General features: G+C 41.0%; 11 protein-coding genes and 1 pseudogene. 9 read left to right on the top strand and 3 right to left on the bottom strand.

Translation table 11 applies throughout. The annotated features are described in order from the left end of the window. Nucleotides 1-41: 41 nt before the first annotated feature. The 5 genes and pseudogenes from hutH (at nt 42) to def (ending at nt 4,821) form a co-directional block, all read left to right on the top strand. Nucleotides 42-1,571 carry a histidine ammonia-lyase gene (hutH, locus tag GWK51_RS09410; RefSeq protein WP_100241437.1) on the top strand — a complete coding sequence of 510 codons (1,530 nt, stop codon included), beginning with the start codon at nt 42-44 and terminating at the stop codon, nt 1,569-1,571. A gap of 92 nt (nt 1,572-1,663) precedes the next feature. Next, nucleotides 1,664-1,777 (top strand): annotated as a pseudogene (locus GWK51_RS16820) (hypothetical protein); the annotation flags it as partial. 138 nt (nt 1,778-1,915) lie between these two features. Next, complete coding sequence (gene hutI / locus GWK51_RS09405) at nt 1,916-3,121, top strand: imidazolonepropionase (RefSeq protein ID WP_161933505.1); 1,206 nt, start codon at nt 1,916-1,918, stop codon at nt 3,119-3,121. A 34-nt stretch (nt 3,122-3,155) separates the two neighbouring features. Next, nucleotides 3,156-4,076, top strand: a complete 921-nt coding sequence (gene hutG / locus GWK51_RS09400) for a formimidoylglutamase (RefSeq protein WP_161933504.1) — start codon at nt 3,156-3,158, stop codon at nt 4,074-4,076. 259 nt (nt 4,077-4,335) lie between these two features. Next, nucleotides 4,336-4,821: a peptide deformylase gene (gene def, locus GWK51_RS09395; RefSeq protein ID WP_161933503.1), complete on the top strand. Its 486-nt coding sequence runs from the start codon at nt 4,336-4,338 to the stop codon at nt 4,819-4,821. A 16-nt stretch (nt 4,822-4,837) separates the two neighbouring features. Here the strand turns inward: def and GWK51_RS09390 are convergent, their stop codons facing one another. Further along, complete coding sequence (locus GWK51_RS09390; RefSeq protein WP_100241466.1) at nt 4,838-5,620, bottom strand: AraC family transcriptional regulator; 783 nt, start codon at nt 5,618-5,620, stop codon at nt 4,838-4,840. A gap of 102 nt (nt 5,621-5,722) precedes the next feature. Between GWK51_RS09390 and GWK51_RS09385 the strand changes: the two genes are divergently transcribed. Both GWK51_RS09385 and GWK51_RS09380 read left to right on the top strand, forming a co-directional pair. Further along, nucleotides 5,723-6,943 (top strand): MFS transporter, encoded by a 1,221-nt coding sequence (locus tag GWK51_RS09385; RefSeq protein ID WP_161933502.1) that lies wholly within the window; start codon nt 5,723-5,725, stop codon nt 6,941-6,943. 218 nt (nt 6,944-7,161) lie between these two features. Then, nucleotides 7,162-7,629 carry a hypothetical protein gene (locus GWK51_RS09380; RefSeq protein WP_235941118.1) on the top strand — a complete coding sequence of 156 codons (468 nt, stop codon included), beginning with the start codon at nt 7,162-7,164 and terminating at the stop codon, nt 7,627-7,629. Here GWK51_RS09380 and GWK51_RS09375 read toward each other — a convergent pair. Next, nucleotides 7,626-7,829: an amino acid transport protein gene (locus GWK51_RS09375; protein ID WP_161933500.1), complete on the bottom strand. Its 204-nt coding sequence runs from the start codon at nt 7,827-7,829 to the stop codon at nt 7,626-7,628. The genes GWK51_RS09380 and GWK51_RS09375 overlap by 4 nt on opposite strands. A 228-nt stretch (nt 7,830-8,057) precedes the next feature. On the opposite strand from GWK51_RS09375, the gene GWK51_RS09370 reads away from it, so the two are divergent. Both GWK51_RS09370 and GWK51_RS09365 read left to right on the top strand, forming a co-directional pair. Then, nucleotides 8,058-9,917 (top strand): Piwi domain-containing protein, encoded by a 1,860-nt coding sequence (locus GWK51_RS09370; RefSeq protein ID WP_161933499.1) that lies wholly within the window; start codon nt 8,058-8,060, stop codon nt 9,915-9,917. Then, nucleotides 9,918-10,988 (top strand): SIR2 family protein, encoded by a 1,071-nt coding sequence (locus tag GWK51_RS09365; protein WP_100241428.1) that lies wholly within the window; start codon nt 9,918-9,920, stop codon nt 10,986-10,988. A 77-nt stretch (nt 10,989-11,065) separates the two neighbouring features. Here GWK51_RS09365 and metH read toward each other — a convergent pair whose 3' ends face one another. Next, nucleotides 11,066-14,752 (bottom strand): methionine synthase, encoded by a 3,687-nt coding sequence (metH, locus tag GWK51_RS09360; protein WP_161933498.1) that lies wholly within the window; start codon nt 14,750-14,752, stop codon nt 11,066-11,068. Nucleotides 14,753-15,173 lie beyond the last annotated feature (421 nt).

Here is a 15,173-nt window from a genome sequence, read left to right as displayed (position 1 = left end):
GCACCGTAATTTCACCTAATCGTGCATAACAGGACGAAAACATGGAACTCTTACTGCAACCTGGTCAACTTACCCTCGCAGATCTTCGCCAAGCTTATTTAAATCCAATTAAAGTCACTTTGGATGAAAGTGCTGGACCCGCAATTGATGCTAGCGTGGCATGTGTTGAAAAAATTGTAAATGAAGGTCGTACGGCTTACGGGATTAACACAGGCTTTGGTTTATTGGCATCAACCAAAATTGCCCCAGAAGATTTAGAACAATTACAGCGTTCTTTGGTGTTGTCACATGCCGCAGGTGTGGGTGAAGCACTGGACGATGCCATGGTTCGTTTAATTATGTTGCTGAAAGCGAATAGCTTGGCACGTGGTTTTTCAGGCATTCGCCGTAAAGTGATTGATGCTATTTTTGCATTAATCAATGCAGAAGTTTATCCGCATATTCCATTAAAAGGTTCTGTAGGGGCTTCAGGTGACTTGGCACCATTGGCACACATGTCTTTGGTGTTATTGGGCGAAAGCAAAGCACGTTATAAAGGCGAATGGTTACCAGCGGTTGAAGCACTGAAAATTGCTGGCTTAGAGCCAATTTCATTGGCAGCTAAAGAAGGTCTTGCATTATTAAACGGAACACAAGTTTCTACAGCATATGCATTACGCGGTTTATTTGAAGCAGAAGATTTATTTGCAGCGGCAACTGTGTGTGGTGGTTTAAGCGTAGAAGCAATGCTCGGCTCACGAGCACCGTTTGACGCGCGTATCCATGCGGTGCGTGGTCAACGTGGTCAAATTGATGTGGCTGCGGCTTATCGTGATTTATTGACTGAATCGAGTGAAATTGCACACTCTCACGAAGACTGTAGCAAGGTGCAAGACCCGTACTCACTCCGTTGCCAACCACAGGTGATGGGTGCATGTTTAACCCAAATTCGTCAAGCGGCTGAAGTGTTGGAAATTGAATCCAATGCCGTATCGGACAACCCATTGGTGTTTGCTGCTGAAGGTGATGTGATTTCGGGCGGTAACTTCCACGCGGAACCTGTCGCGATGGCAGCAGACAATCTGGCTTTGGCAATTGCAGAAATCGGCTCACTGTCTGAACGTCGTATCTCGATGATGATGGACCGCCACATGTCACAACTTCCGCCATTCTTGGTAGCCAATGGTGGTGTCAACTCAGGCTTCATGATTGCTCAAGTAACAGCAGCCGCATTGGCCAGCGATAACAAAGCCTTGGCGCATCCAGCCAGTGTGGACAGCTTGCCAACTTCTGCAAACCAAGAAGACCACGTGTCTATGGCTCCGAATGCAGGCAAACGCTTGTGGTACATGGCAGACAACGTACGTGGCATTTTGGCAGTGGAATGGTTAGGCGCATGTCAGGGCTTGGACTTCCGCGAAGGCTTAAAAAGCTCTCCAAAATTGGAACGTGCACGCAAAGTTTTACGTGACCAAGTGCCGTACTACAGTGAGGACCGTTTCTTTGCACCAGACATTGAGCAGGCAAGTGAATTACTCGCAAGCGGCTGCTTAAATGAATTGTTGCTGCCAGATTTACTGCCAAGTTTGTAAGAAAAGTGATGAAAAAAACGGCCACATGAAGTGGCCGTAACTTAATAAATTTCCTCAATAATTGGGGGTAAGAATGTCACAACAGGCATCATTATGCTCCAGCATTTGCCATTGTATTCATGCTGTTCATTTTAGCGATGATGGGGTATTTCCCAGATACCCGTTCTGTAATTAATGCAGGTGCTGGCTGGCTGTTGTCACTGTAGATTGCTGATATCACTTAGGTGAAACCAAAGCAAAATACAGTCGAAGTTGAGCAGCAAGACTGACCAAATAACCTTGAAATGGAAAGCTAAACACGATGCGACTCAATTTGTCACGCTGGGTCGTTTGAGGAATGACGAATGAAAAAACTTTGGCACAACTGTCACATTGCAACCATGCAAAATGGACAATATTCCAGTATTGAACAGGCAGCCATAGTCACTTCTGGACAGCATATTCACTGGATTGGTGCTGAGCAAGATTTGCCTAAGGATGATTATGCCGAAAGAATCGACCTGAATGGTGCCTGGGTAACACCAGGTTTAATTGATTGTCATACCCATAGTGTTTTTGGTGGCAACCGCAGCGTAGAGTTTGAAAAACGATTGCAAGGCGTAAGTTATGCTGAAATTGCAGCCAGTGGAGGCGGTATTGCCAGCACTGTGCGTGCAACCCGTGAAGCGACAGAAGAACAACTATTGGCTTCAGCCTTAAAGCGTATTCGTTGCATGCAACGAGATGGGGTCACCACCATTGAAATTAAGTCTGGTTATGGGCTGGACTATGCCAATGAGCGCAAAATGCTGCGTGTGATTCGTCAAGTGGCTGAAGTGTTACCGATGACGGTCAAAAGCACCTGCTTAGCAGCACATGCTTTACCGCCTGAATATAAAGATCAAAGTGATGCCTATATTGAGCACATTTGTACCGAGATGTTGCCTAAACTGCATGCCGAAGGTCTGGTCGATGCGGTAGATGCTTTTTGCGAATATTTAGCTTTTTCACCCGAACAAGTGGAACGGGTGTTCAAAGCCGCACAAGCCCTTAATCTTCCAGTCAAACTGCATGCGGAACAATTGTCCGCTTTAGGTGGTTCAAGCCTTGCAGCACGTTATCATGCACTTTCGGCAGATCATTTGGAATATATGACAGAAGATGATGTGAAAGCCATGGCAGCAGCAGGTACGATTGCGGTGTTATTGCCGGGAGCATTTTATCTGTTAAGAGAAACCCAATTGCCACCGATGCAAAGCCTACTGGAACATGGCGTACGTATTGCCTTATCCAGTGATTTGAATCCGGGGACGTCGCCTGCATTGTCATTACGCTTAATGCTGAATATGGGCAGCACCTTATTCCGTTTAACCCCTGAACAAGCCTTGGCGGGGGTGACCCTTCATGCCGCACATGCGCTGGGTTTACAGGACACACACGGCAGTTTAGAGCAAGGCAAAGTGGCTGATTTCGTGGCGTGGGACATTGAACACCCTTCTGAAATTGTCTACTGGTTAGGTGGCGATTTACCAAAACGTATTGTGCAGCATGGTGTAGAAGTGCAGTGCTAAGCCTGTCATGGCGATGAAATAGAGTGAGCAACACATGAATACAGCTTTTATTTGGCAAGGTCGACATGATGGGGATGGGCAAGAGCATTTGCGTATCCACCAGATCATCAACCGCAGTGCAACGGCAGACTATGCCCTCATTGGCTTTAGTTCCGATGAAGGGGTTAAGCGCAATAAAGGGCGTGTAGGTGCGGCAGAAGCCCCAAATGCGATTCGTAGTCAGTTGGCGAACTTGCCTGTCCATCAACCCCTCACGTTGCAAGATTTAGGGAATGTGATTTGCCAACAGGACCAACTGGAACAGGCACAGGCTGAATTGGCGAACCAAGTACAATACAGTCTGGAAAAAGGCATGCAGCCGATTGTCCTTGGTGGTGGTCATGAAGTCGCTTTTGGTAGTTTCTCGGGACTGTTCCAATATGTGCAGCAGCATCAACCACAGCAGAAAATCGGCATTATCAATTTTGATGCACATTTTGACTTGCGCGAAGCCGAGCAGGTGACGTCAGGTACGCCATTTTTAAATGCAGCACAGCTTTCGGCACAGCATCAGCAAGAGTTTCATTATTTGTGCATTGGTGTCGCCAAACATGCCAATACCAAAGTGCTGTTTGATACCGCAGATCGTTTGCAGTGTGACTATATTTATGATCACGAATTACAGGTCGCTCAACTGCCAAGTCTGATTGCAAAAGTGCAAGCCTTTATGGCGAAAGTTGATGTGCTGTATGTGACCATTGATTTAGACGTTTTTCATGCCAGCATTGCGCCTGGGGTCAGCGCGCCAGCGGTAAAAGGCATTGATTTGAATGTCTTTGAACCTTTATTCCAAGCGATTAAACAGACAGGCAAAATACGGGTGTTTGATGTGGCGGAGTGCAATCCGCAGTTTGATTTGGATAACCGAACCGCCAAACTTGCAGCCTATCTGATTTTTAACTACCTATTTGATTAAACGCATCTGATTTGAATCAAGCTGTTCTGTCCTTTCAATAGGTTTTATTGCAATCGCTCATCTTAAAAGTTGGGCGATTTTTTATGCGGGGGGTGTATTCTGTTTTTATCTTTGAAATAGATCCATTACATTGCCAAAGGCTGCACAAGAACGCTTAAAGCATCGAAATCCATCATTAAACTGCGGATTTCATTTTGTGCAGAACTGGTTCAGAATAGGATTGAACCAAGCATTGAGTTGCGACTTTTAGGAACCGTGTATGAGCGTGATTTTACCTGTGGCACAACGTGGAGAAGACATTTTAAATCTGAAAGCTGCCCCTGTTGCCGATACTGAATTTAACAGTGAATGGCTGATGCAGTTGGCATCTGCCATGCACGCGACCATGTTGGAACGCAATGGAGTCGGCATTGCCGCACCGCAACTCTATATCTCTAAACAAGTCATTATTGTGGCGTCACGTCCGAATCCACGCTACCCCGATGCACCTGAAATGGATGCGGTGGTGATGGTCAATCCACAGATTTTAGAATTTTCTGAAGCCACCTGTTTTGGTGAAGAAGGCTGCCTGAGTGTGCCAAATGAACGAGGTCAGGTCGAACGTGCACAAGCGATTAAAGTGCTCTATCACACCTTGGCGGGAGATGTGATGGAAACTGTGTTCGAAGGCTTTCCCGCACGCATCGTGCAGCATGAAGTCGATCACCTTAATGGGGTTTTATTTATTGACCGTCTGATGGCCTAAGTCCTTGGTTGCTAATTTATTCCTCTTTATATTTAAATTGCTGCGGTGTTTGTCCCAAATGCCGCTTAAACATGGCACTAAAGGCACTGGGGTTGGTATAACCCAGTGATTCCGAGATCTGGGCAATCGACTGACCACTGGCAATTTTACTCAAGGCTTGGGCAATGTGCATTTGCTGCAACCATGCCCGATAGGACAGCCCCGTTTCCTTCTGAAACATGCGCATCAAGGTTCTGGCACTGGTGCCAATTTCATCTGCCCATGTGCTTAAGTCCTTATGCTGTTGTGGTGCCTGTAACAGCGCTTGGCAGATACTCATCAGGCGTTTGTCTTGCGGCCATGGGATCTGAATCGGCAACGAATTGGCTTTCTGTATTTCATCAAAAATTAGAATTTGTATGGCATGAGAAAGCTCATCAGAGCTGAGTAATTCGGAGGTCGGAATGTGCTCAATCGCATTTAAACGAATCAGCAGTTCATGCAACAACTTGCTGACCCGAATAATAAAACACTGTTGACCCAAGACTGATGCCGCTTGCGCTTCCACCAGAGCGGTATTCATTTTGACCCGACTTAAAGAAATGACGCTATGTTCCACATAGGCGGGAATCCATAGTGCACACATCGGTGGAATCAGCCAGACATGATTGGGGGTAAAGACCTGAATAATTCCTGTCGAAGCATACAGAAACTGGGCCCGTGAATGGTGATGGGCAGGGGTAATTTCGCGATAAGTATGTTCAGAGGAAAGTCCAATCACCAGTTCGGACATTTCCGTTTCAATCAGTGAATCTGAAATGTGCATGAAAATTGTCACTTAGACAGGGATTATTGGAAGATAACCTTATGAATGACATTTTACAATATTAGTTGAAATATCAATGATTGGAGTTTTTCAGCTATGACGTCTTCAATACAGGCGAAGGAAAGCATGGATGAAGCTGTGGCAAGTCTTCAGCCACAAGGGATGATTGTGAAAATCGTCGGTGCGGTGGCACTGGCACATTTACTGAATGACTTGATTCAAGCCGTTCTGCCAGCCATTTATCCGATGCTGAAAACCAATTTCTCGCTGAGTTTTGCTCAAGTTGGGCTCATTTCATTGGTCTATCAAATTACCGCCTCGCTGCTGCAACCGTGGATTGGACTGTATACCGATAAACATCCCAAACCGTATTTATTGCCTCTCGGCATGGTGGTGACTTTTAGCGGTATTTTGTTGTTGGCATTTTCCCCGAATTTTATGGTGCTGTTGATGGCATCGGCGTTAATTGGAGTGGGGTCATCGACCTTTCATCCAGAAGCTTCGCGTGTGGCGCGTATGGCATCGGGCGGGCGTTTTGGTACGGCACAATCGACCTTTCAGGTGGGTGGTAATACAGGCACTGCAATTGGACCTTTGCTGGCGGCATTGATTATTGTCCCGTTTGGACAACATGCGGTGGCATTGCTGATTGTGTTTGCGTTACTTGCCATTTGGGTGTTGTTTGGTGTGAGTCAGTGGAGTATCAGTCACAGCAAAAAACAATTGGCTGCCAAGGCACATCAGGTGCAAAGCAAATTGCATGGACGTCAGTTGATCATCGCACTCTCGACCATTTGCGTGTTGATGTTCGCCAAATTTACCTATATCGCCAGTATCAGTAACTACTTTACCTTTTACCTGATGCATAAATTCCAGATCAGTCTGCAATCGGCACAGTTACATTTGTTTGCCTTCTTGGCTGCGGTGGCATTGGGGACTTTTGCAGGTGGACCGATTGGCGACAAAATTGGACGTAAAGCGGTCATTTGGATGTCTTTTGTCGGCATGGCACCATTCGCTTTAATGATGCCCTTTGCCAATCTATTTTGGACGACTATCTTGTCAGTGATTATTGGCTTAGTCATGTCTTCTGCCTTTGCTGCCATGGTGGTATATGCACAAGAAGCTGTACCGGGTCGAGTCGGCATGATTGCAGGTTTAATGTTTGGCTTAATGTTTGGCGTGAGCGGGATTGCCGCAGCAGGGCTGGGCTATTTGGCAGACTTGAAAGGCATTGAATGGGTGTTTGGCGTGTGTTCGTTATTGCCCTTACTTGGTTTTGCGACGGCATTTTTACCGAAGACCCAAGCAAACTAAACCGATTACAGCAGAACTTTACGTACAGACGCGCTATCTTATGAGATAAGGAAGATAGCGCGTTTTTTGCTTTTGCATAGGTTTCAATGACATGCTTAAGAGATTTCTTTGATAGTCCCTTGTATTTCCCTAAGAAAGAAATAAGTAGGGTTCAGCCATGATAAAAGAAGTCGGATATTCAAGCTGTTTACGCGCTTTAGTTTTGGAGGATGACGGCTATGAACAGTCCTGAGGTTGCAATCAAATTTTCTTTAGGCTTGGAGCAGCTCAGTTTCGACATAGACGGGCAGCATTTTCAGGTCGATAAAGGTTTAGGCTTTATTCAGTCGAACAGTATGCGGCATGGGGTGCTGGATGTACTTGCAATTGAGCTGATGATTTATGTGATTGAAGAAATACTAGAATCTGTTCCCATTCAGTATACCCTCCCTAAAATGGCAATCAGTGCGGATGCTTTATTTCAGCAAGTTTTAACCTTATTTTTTCCGAATCAGCACAGTATAGATAGAGTCCAGCTTGAAAGCGGCTTTAACGAGTTTATCGAGCGTCGGGAATATTATGTTTGTAAAGTGGCGGAACAGGGGGTATTCAGTCTGGTTTACTTTGTATTTTTACGTGAGATGATGCATCACTGGAATGTGGTCGACATTCAATTTGCATCACTTGAAACAGCTCAATCGCATTAAAAACGTAAAAAATAGGGAATGACAGACAGCAGAATCCCAATGCCACTCAGCAAGAGATTACTTTCTATAAAATAAGGGAAAACCATTAGAACCAGACCAGCAACAAATGGTACGGTCATTTTTTGTTTTTTGCCATAGAGAAAATAGCCTAAACCAATTGAGCTAAAGATCACACCGAGTAAGAGTTGAGTGCTGTTCATGATGATGTTTCGTGCATTGTTATTCTCTGGCAGATATTATGCCAAGATTCTTAAAAGAAGATCATATAAATTTGAGTCTAGTGGATGAGAATAAGTGCTAAGGGAGGCTATACATACAAAGGAATAATAGACTTTATTTTTAATAGAAGAGACTTGAGTCAACTTAAAGTTGTAATTGTTTAAAAAACATGCATAATTTTATTAGCTATTACTTTAAATAATGAGATTATGAATATAGAAATTAATTTTTTTGAGTTAGAAGAACAAAACTTTGAATTAAATCTTTTCTTTAGAGAAGTTAATGATAATGATGAAAAAAAATTAACAATTGAAAATTCGCGGCTTGTAAATTTAATAGAAGAAACAAGTAAAAAGTTATATGAAGTCTCAATGACTAATCAAAATGGGTTTCACAAAAAGACTCTTTCAAGTTTAGAAAATCCATACTTAACATTGTGGTATATATCTCAATTAATTAGAGCTACTAATTTTTATGAAGAATTCGAAAATTTTGAAAAGAACAAGCTTAAATTTTTTATAAAAATAAAATCCAATATATTTGGAAATCAAGGTATTACAATTCAACCTGAATATATTGAAATAGATAGAAAGTTTGGTTTATTAATAGATTTTCAATTTAAAAAATCAGCCGATTGCGTGAATTTTACACAAGTCCAAAAGTTATCTTTTTCTTTAACAAACAATGGAAAGGTAAATGGATTTCAAAATAAGAATATACGAGAATTTATTGAAAGAAATTTTGAAAATTCTGTAGATGAAATTTTAAAAAAAATTGGGATAAGAATAATAAAAAAATGGTATTCTAAGAATTGTTCTTTATTGGATAATTGTTTTTATAGTAATGGTAGAATCGAGACTTTATCAAATATTGACTTGATTAGAAATTATCCAGATAAAATACGTTTTGCTGATAATAAAAATTTTTATTTCTTGTTTGATGAGAGAAATGTTAATTTTGCACGTAATGTTTATAAGGCATTGATAGGAGATTTGTTTAAAAATTATTTTTCAGGTATGAAGAAGTTTTTTAATATGGATGTTTCTAAAGATAATGTGCAAAAACATGAGTTAAATGGTGATTTGTTAAGTAATTTAATAACCATTGAAGAAAATATTTTAAAAAAAGATAAAAATGCATTTTTGATTATTTGTTTGCATGGAAGGGAAGAGTATAAGTCTAGTCAGTTTTATACTGCTATTAAATTACTTTGCTTGAAATATGGAGCTGGATCACAATTCTTATATAGTGATAAACTTTCTAATGAGAATACTTTAAAATATAGTATTTCGAATGTGGCTTTACAGATTTTTTGTAAAGCTAATGGAATTCCGTGGAGCGTCACTAACAGATCTGATGATAAGGATAGTCTAATAATTGGTATTGGAACTAGCCATAAACAAATAAATGATACCAAAACAGTTTTTCATGCATATGCAATGTGTACAAATTCTTCAGGAGTTTTTAGTTCTTCAATGACATTGGCTCACGCTGAGGAGAAAGATGATTATTTTTTAGATATTGAGAAAAATTTAATTACACTGAAAGAGTCTTCAAATCTAGATAGTTATAAGCAAGTAGTTTTCCATCTTACTAATAAAATAAGTAATTATGATATAAGAAAGTTGAGCGGTATTATTAAGGCTATATTTAATGATAGGGCTGATTTAGTGATAATGAAACTGAATAAATCTAATAAATACATTGGTTTTTCAGGAAGAAATGATTGTGTAGTAGCTAAAGGTGTTTGTATAAAATTAAATCATAAAAAATACCTAGTTTGGACGGATGGGCATTGTAATGAAAATATTTATACTAATCGTCCATCTAAACCAATTGATGTCGAGATATTGCACAGTCCGAAAGATATTTTAATGAAGAGTTTATTGGAAGATATCTTTAAATTATCAAGTGCAAATTGGCATGGATTTAAAACAAATTCATTGCCTATTACCTTAGTATATTCAAAGAATATTGCTAATTTTATATATTATGTGCATGAGAATGGATTTGTAAATAATTTTAAAGAGTTGCCTAATCTTAAAACTTCTAGCCCATGGTTTTTGTAAATGAATAAAGATTATTTTAAAGATAATACACTCCTTTTTATTTTGGGGGCAGGTAGTAGTATTGATGCGGGAATTCCAACAGCATATAAGATGGTTACTGACTTTGAAGAAAAAATTAAAAATGATGATGAACTTAAGAAACTATATTCTTTCTTTAAAAGTGCGATTGTTTTCCAACGTGGGCTAAAGAGTTATGCTCCTAATATATCAGTTAGTATTGAGGAAATACTGAATGTTATAGAGGCACTTAACCTACAAGAGGATAATATACTTTACCCTTATATTGGTACTTGGTCTCAACATTTTTTAAAAACTTCTGGGGCGGATTTTGAGAATGTAAGAAAGTTAGATGAAAGAATTAGAGAGTTATTATTTTCATGGGTAACTTTGAATGATTATAGAAAATCAAAATATTTTTCAAATATAGGAAGACTTTCTGCTGAGATAAACTCCTCTATACGAATTTTTAGTTTGAATTATGACATATGTGTAGAAAAAGCATTTTCCATTTCTAATATGCGCATTGAAACTGGTATTTCACCTGAAACTTATGAATGGTCATCACTTCGTTTTGATGATTTGCCTGAGGATGAAATTCCCGATGCATATTTATATAAACTACATGGTTCTATTGATTGGGAAAAGCAAGATTCTGGTTTACCTAAATATTCAGAAACCCCCATTAAAGATGATCCACAAGTAATTTTTGGCACAGCTGTAAAACTTAGATCTTTAGATCCATATTTGTTTAACTTATATGAGTTGAGGAAATATTCATTACATGAGAATCTGAAATTCATAGTTATTATAGGGTATAGCTTTAATGATGATCATATAAATCGTCTTATACAGCAATCTCTTATACAAAGAAAATTAATAAAATTAATAATAATTGCACCTGATAATTTAGGGCAGGACTATGAAAAATCTGTTCGAGAAAAGTTTTTATCAGAAAATATTGAAAAAAATAGATTAATTTTCGTTAATGCATTTGCTAAGGATTTTTTTGAGAATCTTAATCTGGATTTCTTTAATCAATATTATCAAGAAGATTCAAGCTTACCATTTTAAAATTATGTCTAGTTAATTGAAAAAGAGTACCCAAAGTGATCTCCTTTAATAAAAGAAGATCACTTTTGATAAATTTATTAAACAATCGAGTCATCCAAATTCGGTGCTAACCAACGCTTCGCTACATCCAGTGACCATCCCTTACGTTTCGCATAATCCTCAAGCTGATCTTGAGAAATCTTGCCCACGTTAAAGTATTCACTTTCAGGGTGTGAGTAATAGAAACCACTGACGGAAGAAGGCGGCATCATCGCAAAGTGTTCAGTCAACTTGGTACCAATCTTCGCTTCAGAACCTAACCAGTCGAACAATGCCGCTTTTTCAGAATGTTCAGGGCAAGCAGGGTAGCCTGGCGCAGGACGAATACCGACATACTTCTCTTTAATCAGTTCTTCATTACTCAAGGTTTCATCGGCTTTATAGCCCCAGAACTCTTTACGAATACGCTCGTGTAAGTGCTCTGCAAAAGCTTCAGCAAAACGGTCTGCCAATGACTGCACTAAAATCGCAGAGTAGTCATCACCTTTGGCTTTATATTCATTTGCCAATTCTTCCGCACCGAAAATCGACACGGTAAAGCCGCCCAAATAATCTTGCTCAGTCGTTGTCGGTTTAATGTAGTCCGCCAAAGACAAGTTTGGTTTGCCTGTCACTTTGTCAGACTGCTGGCGTAAATGCTCAAAAGTATGCGTAACGGTTTGCCCCGCCTCATCAAACACGCTGACGGTATCTGCACCTGTACGTTGTGCAGGGTATAGACCAAACACCGCACGCGCATCGAAACGATTATTCTCGATAATGTCTTTCAACATCGCTTGCGCTTGATTGTACAAATCAGTCGCAGCTTCACCCACCACTTCATCTTCTAAGATTTTCGGGAATTTACCCGCCAAGCTCCAAGAAATAAAGAATGGGGTCCAGTCAAAATATTCAACCAGTGTTGCCAATGGGTAGTTGGTGATGACTTGTGTACCCAAAGCATTTGGCTTTGGTGGTACATAGTTGTCATCAATCTTAAAGCCATTTTCAACTGAATCTGCATAGCTGAGCTTCGCTGCTTTCGGCTGTTTATTCGCTAAACGTTCACGAATTTTGGCATATTCAGCACGATGCTCGGCAATAAAGTTGCCACGCATTTCTTTAGACAATAGGGTGGTTGCCACACCAACAGCACGTGAAGCATCAGCCACATAAATCACAGCATCATTTGAATATTGCGGGTCAATTTTGACTGCGGTATGTGCTTTAGAGGTGGTTGCACCACCAATCAACAATGGAATGTTGAAGCCTTTGCGCTGCATTTCTTTGGCAACAAATACCATTTCGTCTAAAGATGGGGTGATCAAACCCGATAAACCAATGATGTCGCATTTCTCATCAATTGCGGTTTGCAGGATTTTTTCACATGGGACCATCACGCCAAGGTCAACAATGTCGTAACCATTACAACCAAGGACTACGCCCACGATGTTTTTACCAATATCGTGTACGTCACCTTTTACGGTTGCCATCAACACTTTACCTTTAGATTGGCTACCTGTTTTTTCAGCTTCGATGTACGGGTTCAACCATGCTACGGCTTGCTTCATTACACGTGCAGATTTCACCACTTGTGGTAAGAACATTTTGCCCGAACCGAACAAGTCACCGACTACGTTCATACCATCCATCAGTGCGCCTTCAATCACATCTAGAGGACGCTTAGCTTTGAGACGCGCTTCTTCGGTATCTTCATCAATATACGTGGTGATGCCTTTGACCAGTGCGTACTCAAGACGTTTTTCTACCGATTCATTGCGCCATTCAAGGTTTTCCGCTTCACGTTGCGCACCACTGTGACCACGGAATTTTTCCGCAACTTCGAGTAATTTCTCTGTTGCATTTTGACCAGATTCGCCTTGGTTCTGGTTCAGAATAACGTCTTCAACTGCATCTTTCAGTTCTTGCGGAATGTCATCATAAATCGCCATTTGACCAGCGTTCACAATGCCCATGGTCATGCCTTGTTTGATGGCATAGTAAAGGAATACCGAGTGAATCGCTTCACGCACAGGCTCGTTACCACGGAAAGAGAAGGAGACGTTAGAGACACCGCCTGAAATCATGGCATGCGGTAAGTTCTGTTTGATCCAGCCTGTCGCTTCAATAAAGTCAACGCCGTAGTTATTGTGTTCTTCGATACCCGTAGCAACAGCAAACACGTTCGGGTCAAAAATAATATCTTCAGCAGGGAAGCCAACGTCATTGACCAATACATCATAAGAACGCTTACAGATTTCACGTTTGCGTGCAGCAGTATCGGCCTGACCTGTTTCATCAAAGGCCATGACGATGATCGCAGCACCGTACTGACGGCATAAACGCGCTTTTTCGACAAACTCGTCATAACCTTCTTTCAGGGAAATAGAGTTTACAACGGGTTTACCTTGTACACATTTTAAGCCTGCTTCAATGATTTCCCATTTTGATGAGTCAATCATGATTGGCACACGTGAAATATCAGGCTCAGATGCAACCAGATTGAGGAAATGCACCATCGCATTTTGCGAATCGAGCATGCCTTCATCCATGTTAATGTCGATGATCTGTGCGCCTGCTTCAACCTGTTGCTGGGCAACTTCTAAAGCTTCGGCAAAGTTTTCTTCACGGATTAAACGCAGGAACTTTTTCGAACCTGTGACGTTGGTACGTTCACCGACGTTCACGAATAGTGAGTCTTTAGTAATATTAAATGGTTCTAAACCACTTAAACGGCACGCAGGAATCGTTTCAGGCACCTGACGCGGTTTAATGTCTTTTACTGCATTGTAAATGGCACGAATATGGTCAGGCGTCGTACCACAGCAACCACCTGTAATGTTAATCAAACCACTTTCAGCAAACTCTTTTAAGAAGGCTGCGGTTTGCTCAGGGGTTTCGTCATATTCACCAAAGGCATTTGGTAAGCCAGCATTTGGATGTGCTGAAACAAAAGTATCGGCTACATCGGCAATGGTTTTAATATGTGGACGCATCGCGTCTGCACCGAGCGCACAGTTAAAGCCAATCGAAAGCAAGTCACCATGACGTACCGAGTTCCAGAATGCTTCCGCAGTTTGACCCGTTAAAGTACGACCAGAGGCATCGGTAATGGTGCCTGAAATCATGATTGGCAGTTCACGACCAATTTGCTTGAACACTTCTTTCACTGCAAAGATTGCCGCTTTACAGTTCAAGGTATCAAATACAGTTTCAATCAGGATGATGTCTGCACCACCTTCAATCAACGCATGCGTCGCTTCAATGTAGTTTTCTTTCAGTTCATCAAAAGTAATGTTACGGAACGCAGGGTCGTTTACATTGGGTGAAATAGAGCAGGTACGTGATGTGGGGCCTAATACACCTGCCACAAAACGCGGTTTGTCTGGGGTTGAATATTTTTCACAAGCGGCTTTGGCTAAACGTGCTGCTTCACGGTTAATCTCAGGAACCAAATCTTCCATATGATAATCCGACATGGAAACGCGTGTGCCGTTAAAGCTGTTGGTTTCAATAATGTCAGCGCCAGCATCTAGGTAGGCTTCGTGAATGCCTTGAATAATTTGCGGCTGAGTCAGCACAAGTAGGTCATTGTTGCCTTTTAGGTCATGTGCCCAATCGGCAAAACGCTCACCACGATAATCTTCTTCTTCAAGCTTATGGCGTTGAATCATGGTGCCCATTGCACCATCAATAATCAATATACGCTCGGCGAGAAGCTGTTTAAGGGTGGTAAGCGTCGACATAAATAACCCCAATACACGACAAATCTTGAAATGGCGCATATTTTAGCAGAACTCAGGCTTATTTTGAGTTTAATTCAGCTTTTTGACTGATGGGTTAGCAGTATTCATGCATAAAAATGCTGTTTTTATCTCATTTCATAGAAATGAAATATTACACAGGCAAGATGAATCCGTTTCTTTTTCAAGGTGAAAGCTCATCGACGGTCGATAATTTTTTTTACAATTCAGAAAATCAACTACTTTTTTTAATGAAATATTTTTTTGTTATAAGTATTTGAAAAAAACTGATTTACAGCAAAAAATCATCCCCATGATAGGGCAGAATGATTTAAAACAGGTCAATTGTTAAAAATTTGGCTTTATATGACACCTGTTTGTCATATAATTGTCATAATTTAATTTAACAATAAGGGGATTTTAT

It is taken from the genome of Acinetobacter kanungonis (assembly GCF_009939195.1).
Taxonomy (GTDB): Bacteria; Pseudomonadota; Gammaproteobacteria; order Pseudomonadales; family Moraxellaceae; genus Acinetobacter; species Acinetobacter kanungonis.
Note: the sequence above shows the minus strand (reverse complement) of the source record. Positions and strands in the feature narration are given on the sequence as shown.

Coding starts and splice junctions, on each gene's coding strand:
- hutH (WP_100241437.1), top strand. CDS start 42: ATGGAACTCTTACTGCAACCTGGTCAACTTACCCTCGCAGATCTTCGC.
- hutI (WP_161933505.1), top strand. CDS start 1,916: ATGAAAAAACTTTGGCACAACTGTCACATTGCAACCATGCAAAATGGA.
- hutG (WP_161933504.1), top strand. CDS start 3,156: ATGAATACAGCTTTTATTTGGCAAGGTCGACATGATGGGGATGGGCAA.
- def (WP_161933503.1), top strand. CDS start 4,336: ATGAGCGTGATTTTACCTGTGGCACAACGTGGAGAAGACATTTTAAAT.
- GWK51_RS09385 (WP_161933502.1), top strand. CDS start 5,723: ATGACGTCTTCAATACAGGCGAAGGAAAGCATGGATGAAGCTGTGGCA.
- GWK51_RS09380 (WP_235941118.1), top strand. CDS start 7,162: ATGAACAGTCCTGAGGTTGCAATCAAATTTTCTTTAGGCTTGGAGCAG.
- GWK51_RS09375 (WP_161933500.1), bottom strand. CDS start 7,829: ATGAACAGCACTCAACTCTTACTCGGTGTGATCTTTAGCTCAATTGGT.
- GWK51_RS09370 (WP_161933499.1), top strand. CDS start 8,058: ATGAATATAGAAATTAATTTTTTTGAGTTAGAAGAACAAAACTTTGAA.
- GWK51_RS09365 (WP_100241428.1), top strand. CDS start 9,918: ATGAATAAAGATTATTTTAAAGATAATACACTCCTTTTTATTTTGGGG.
- metH (WP_161933498.1), bottom strand. CDS start 14,752: ATGTCGACGCTTACCACCCTTAAACAGCTTCTCGCCGAGCGTATATTG.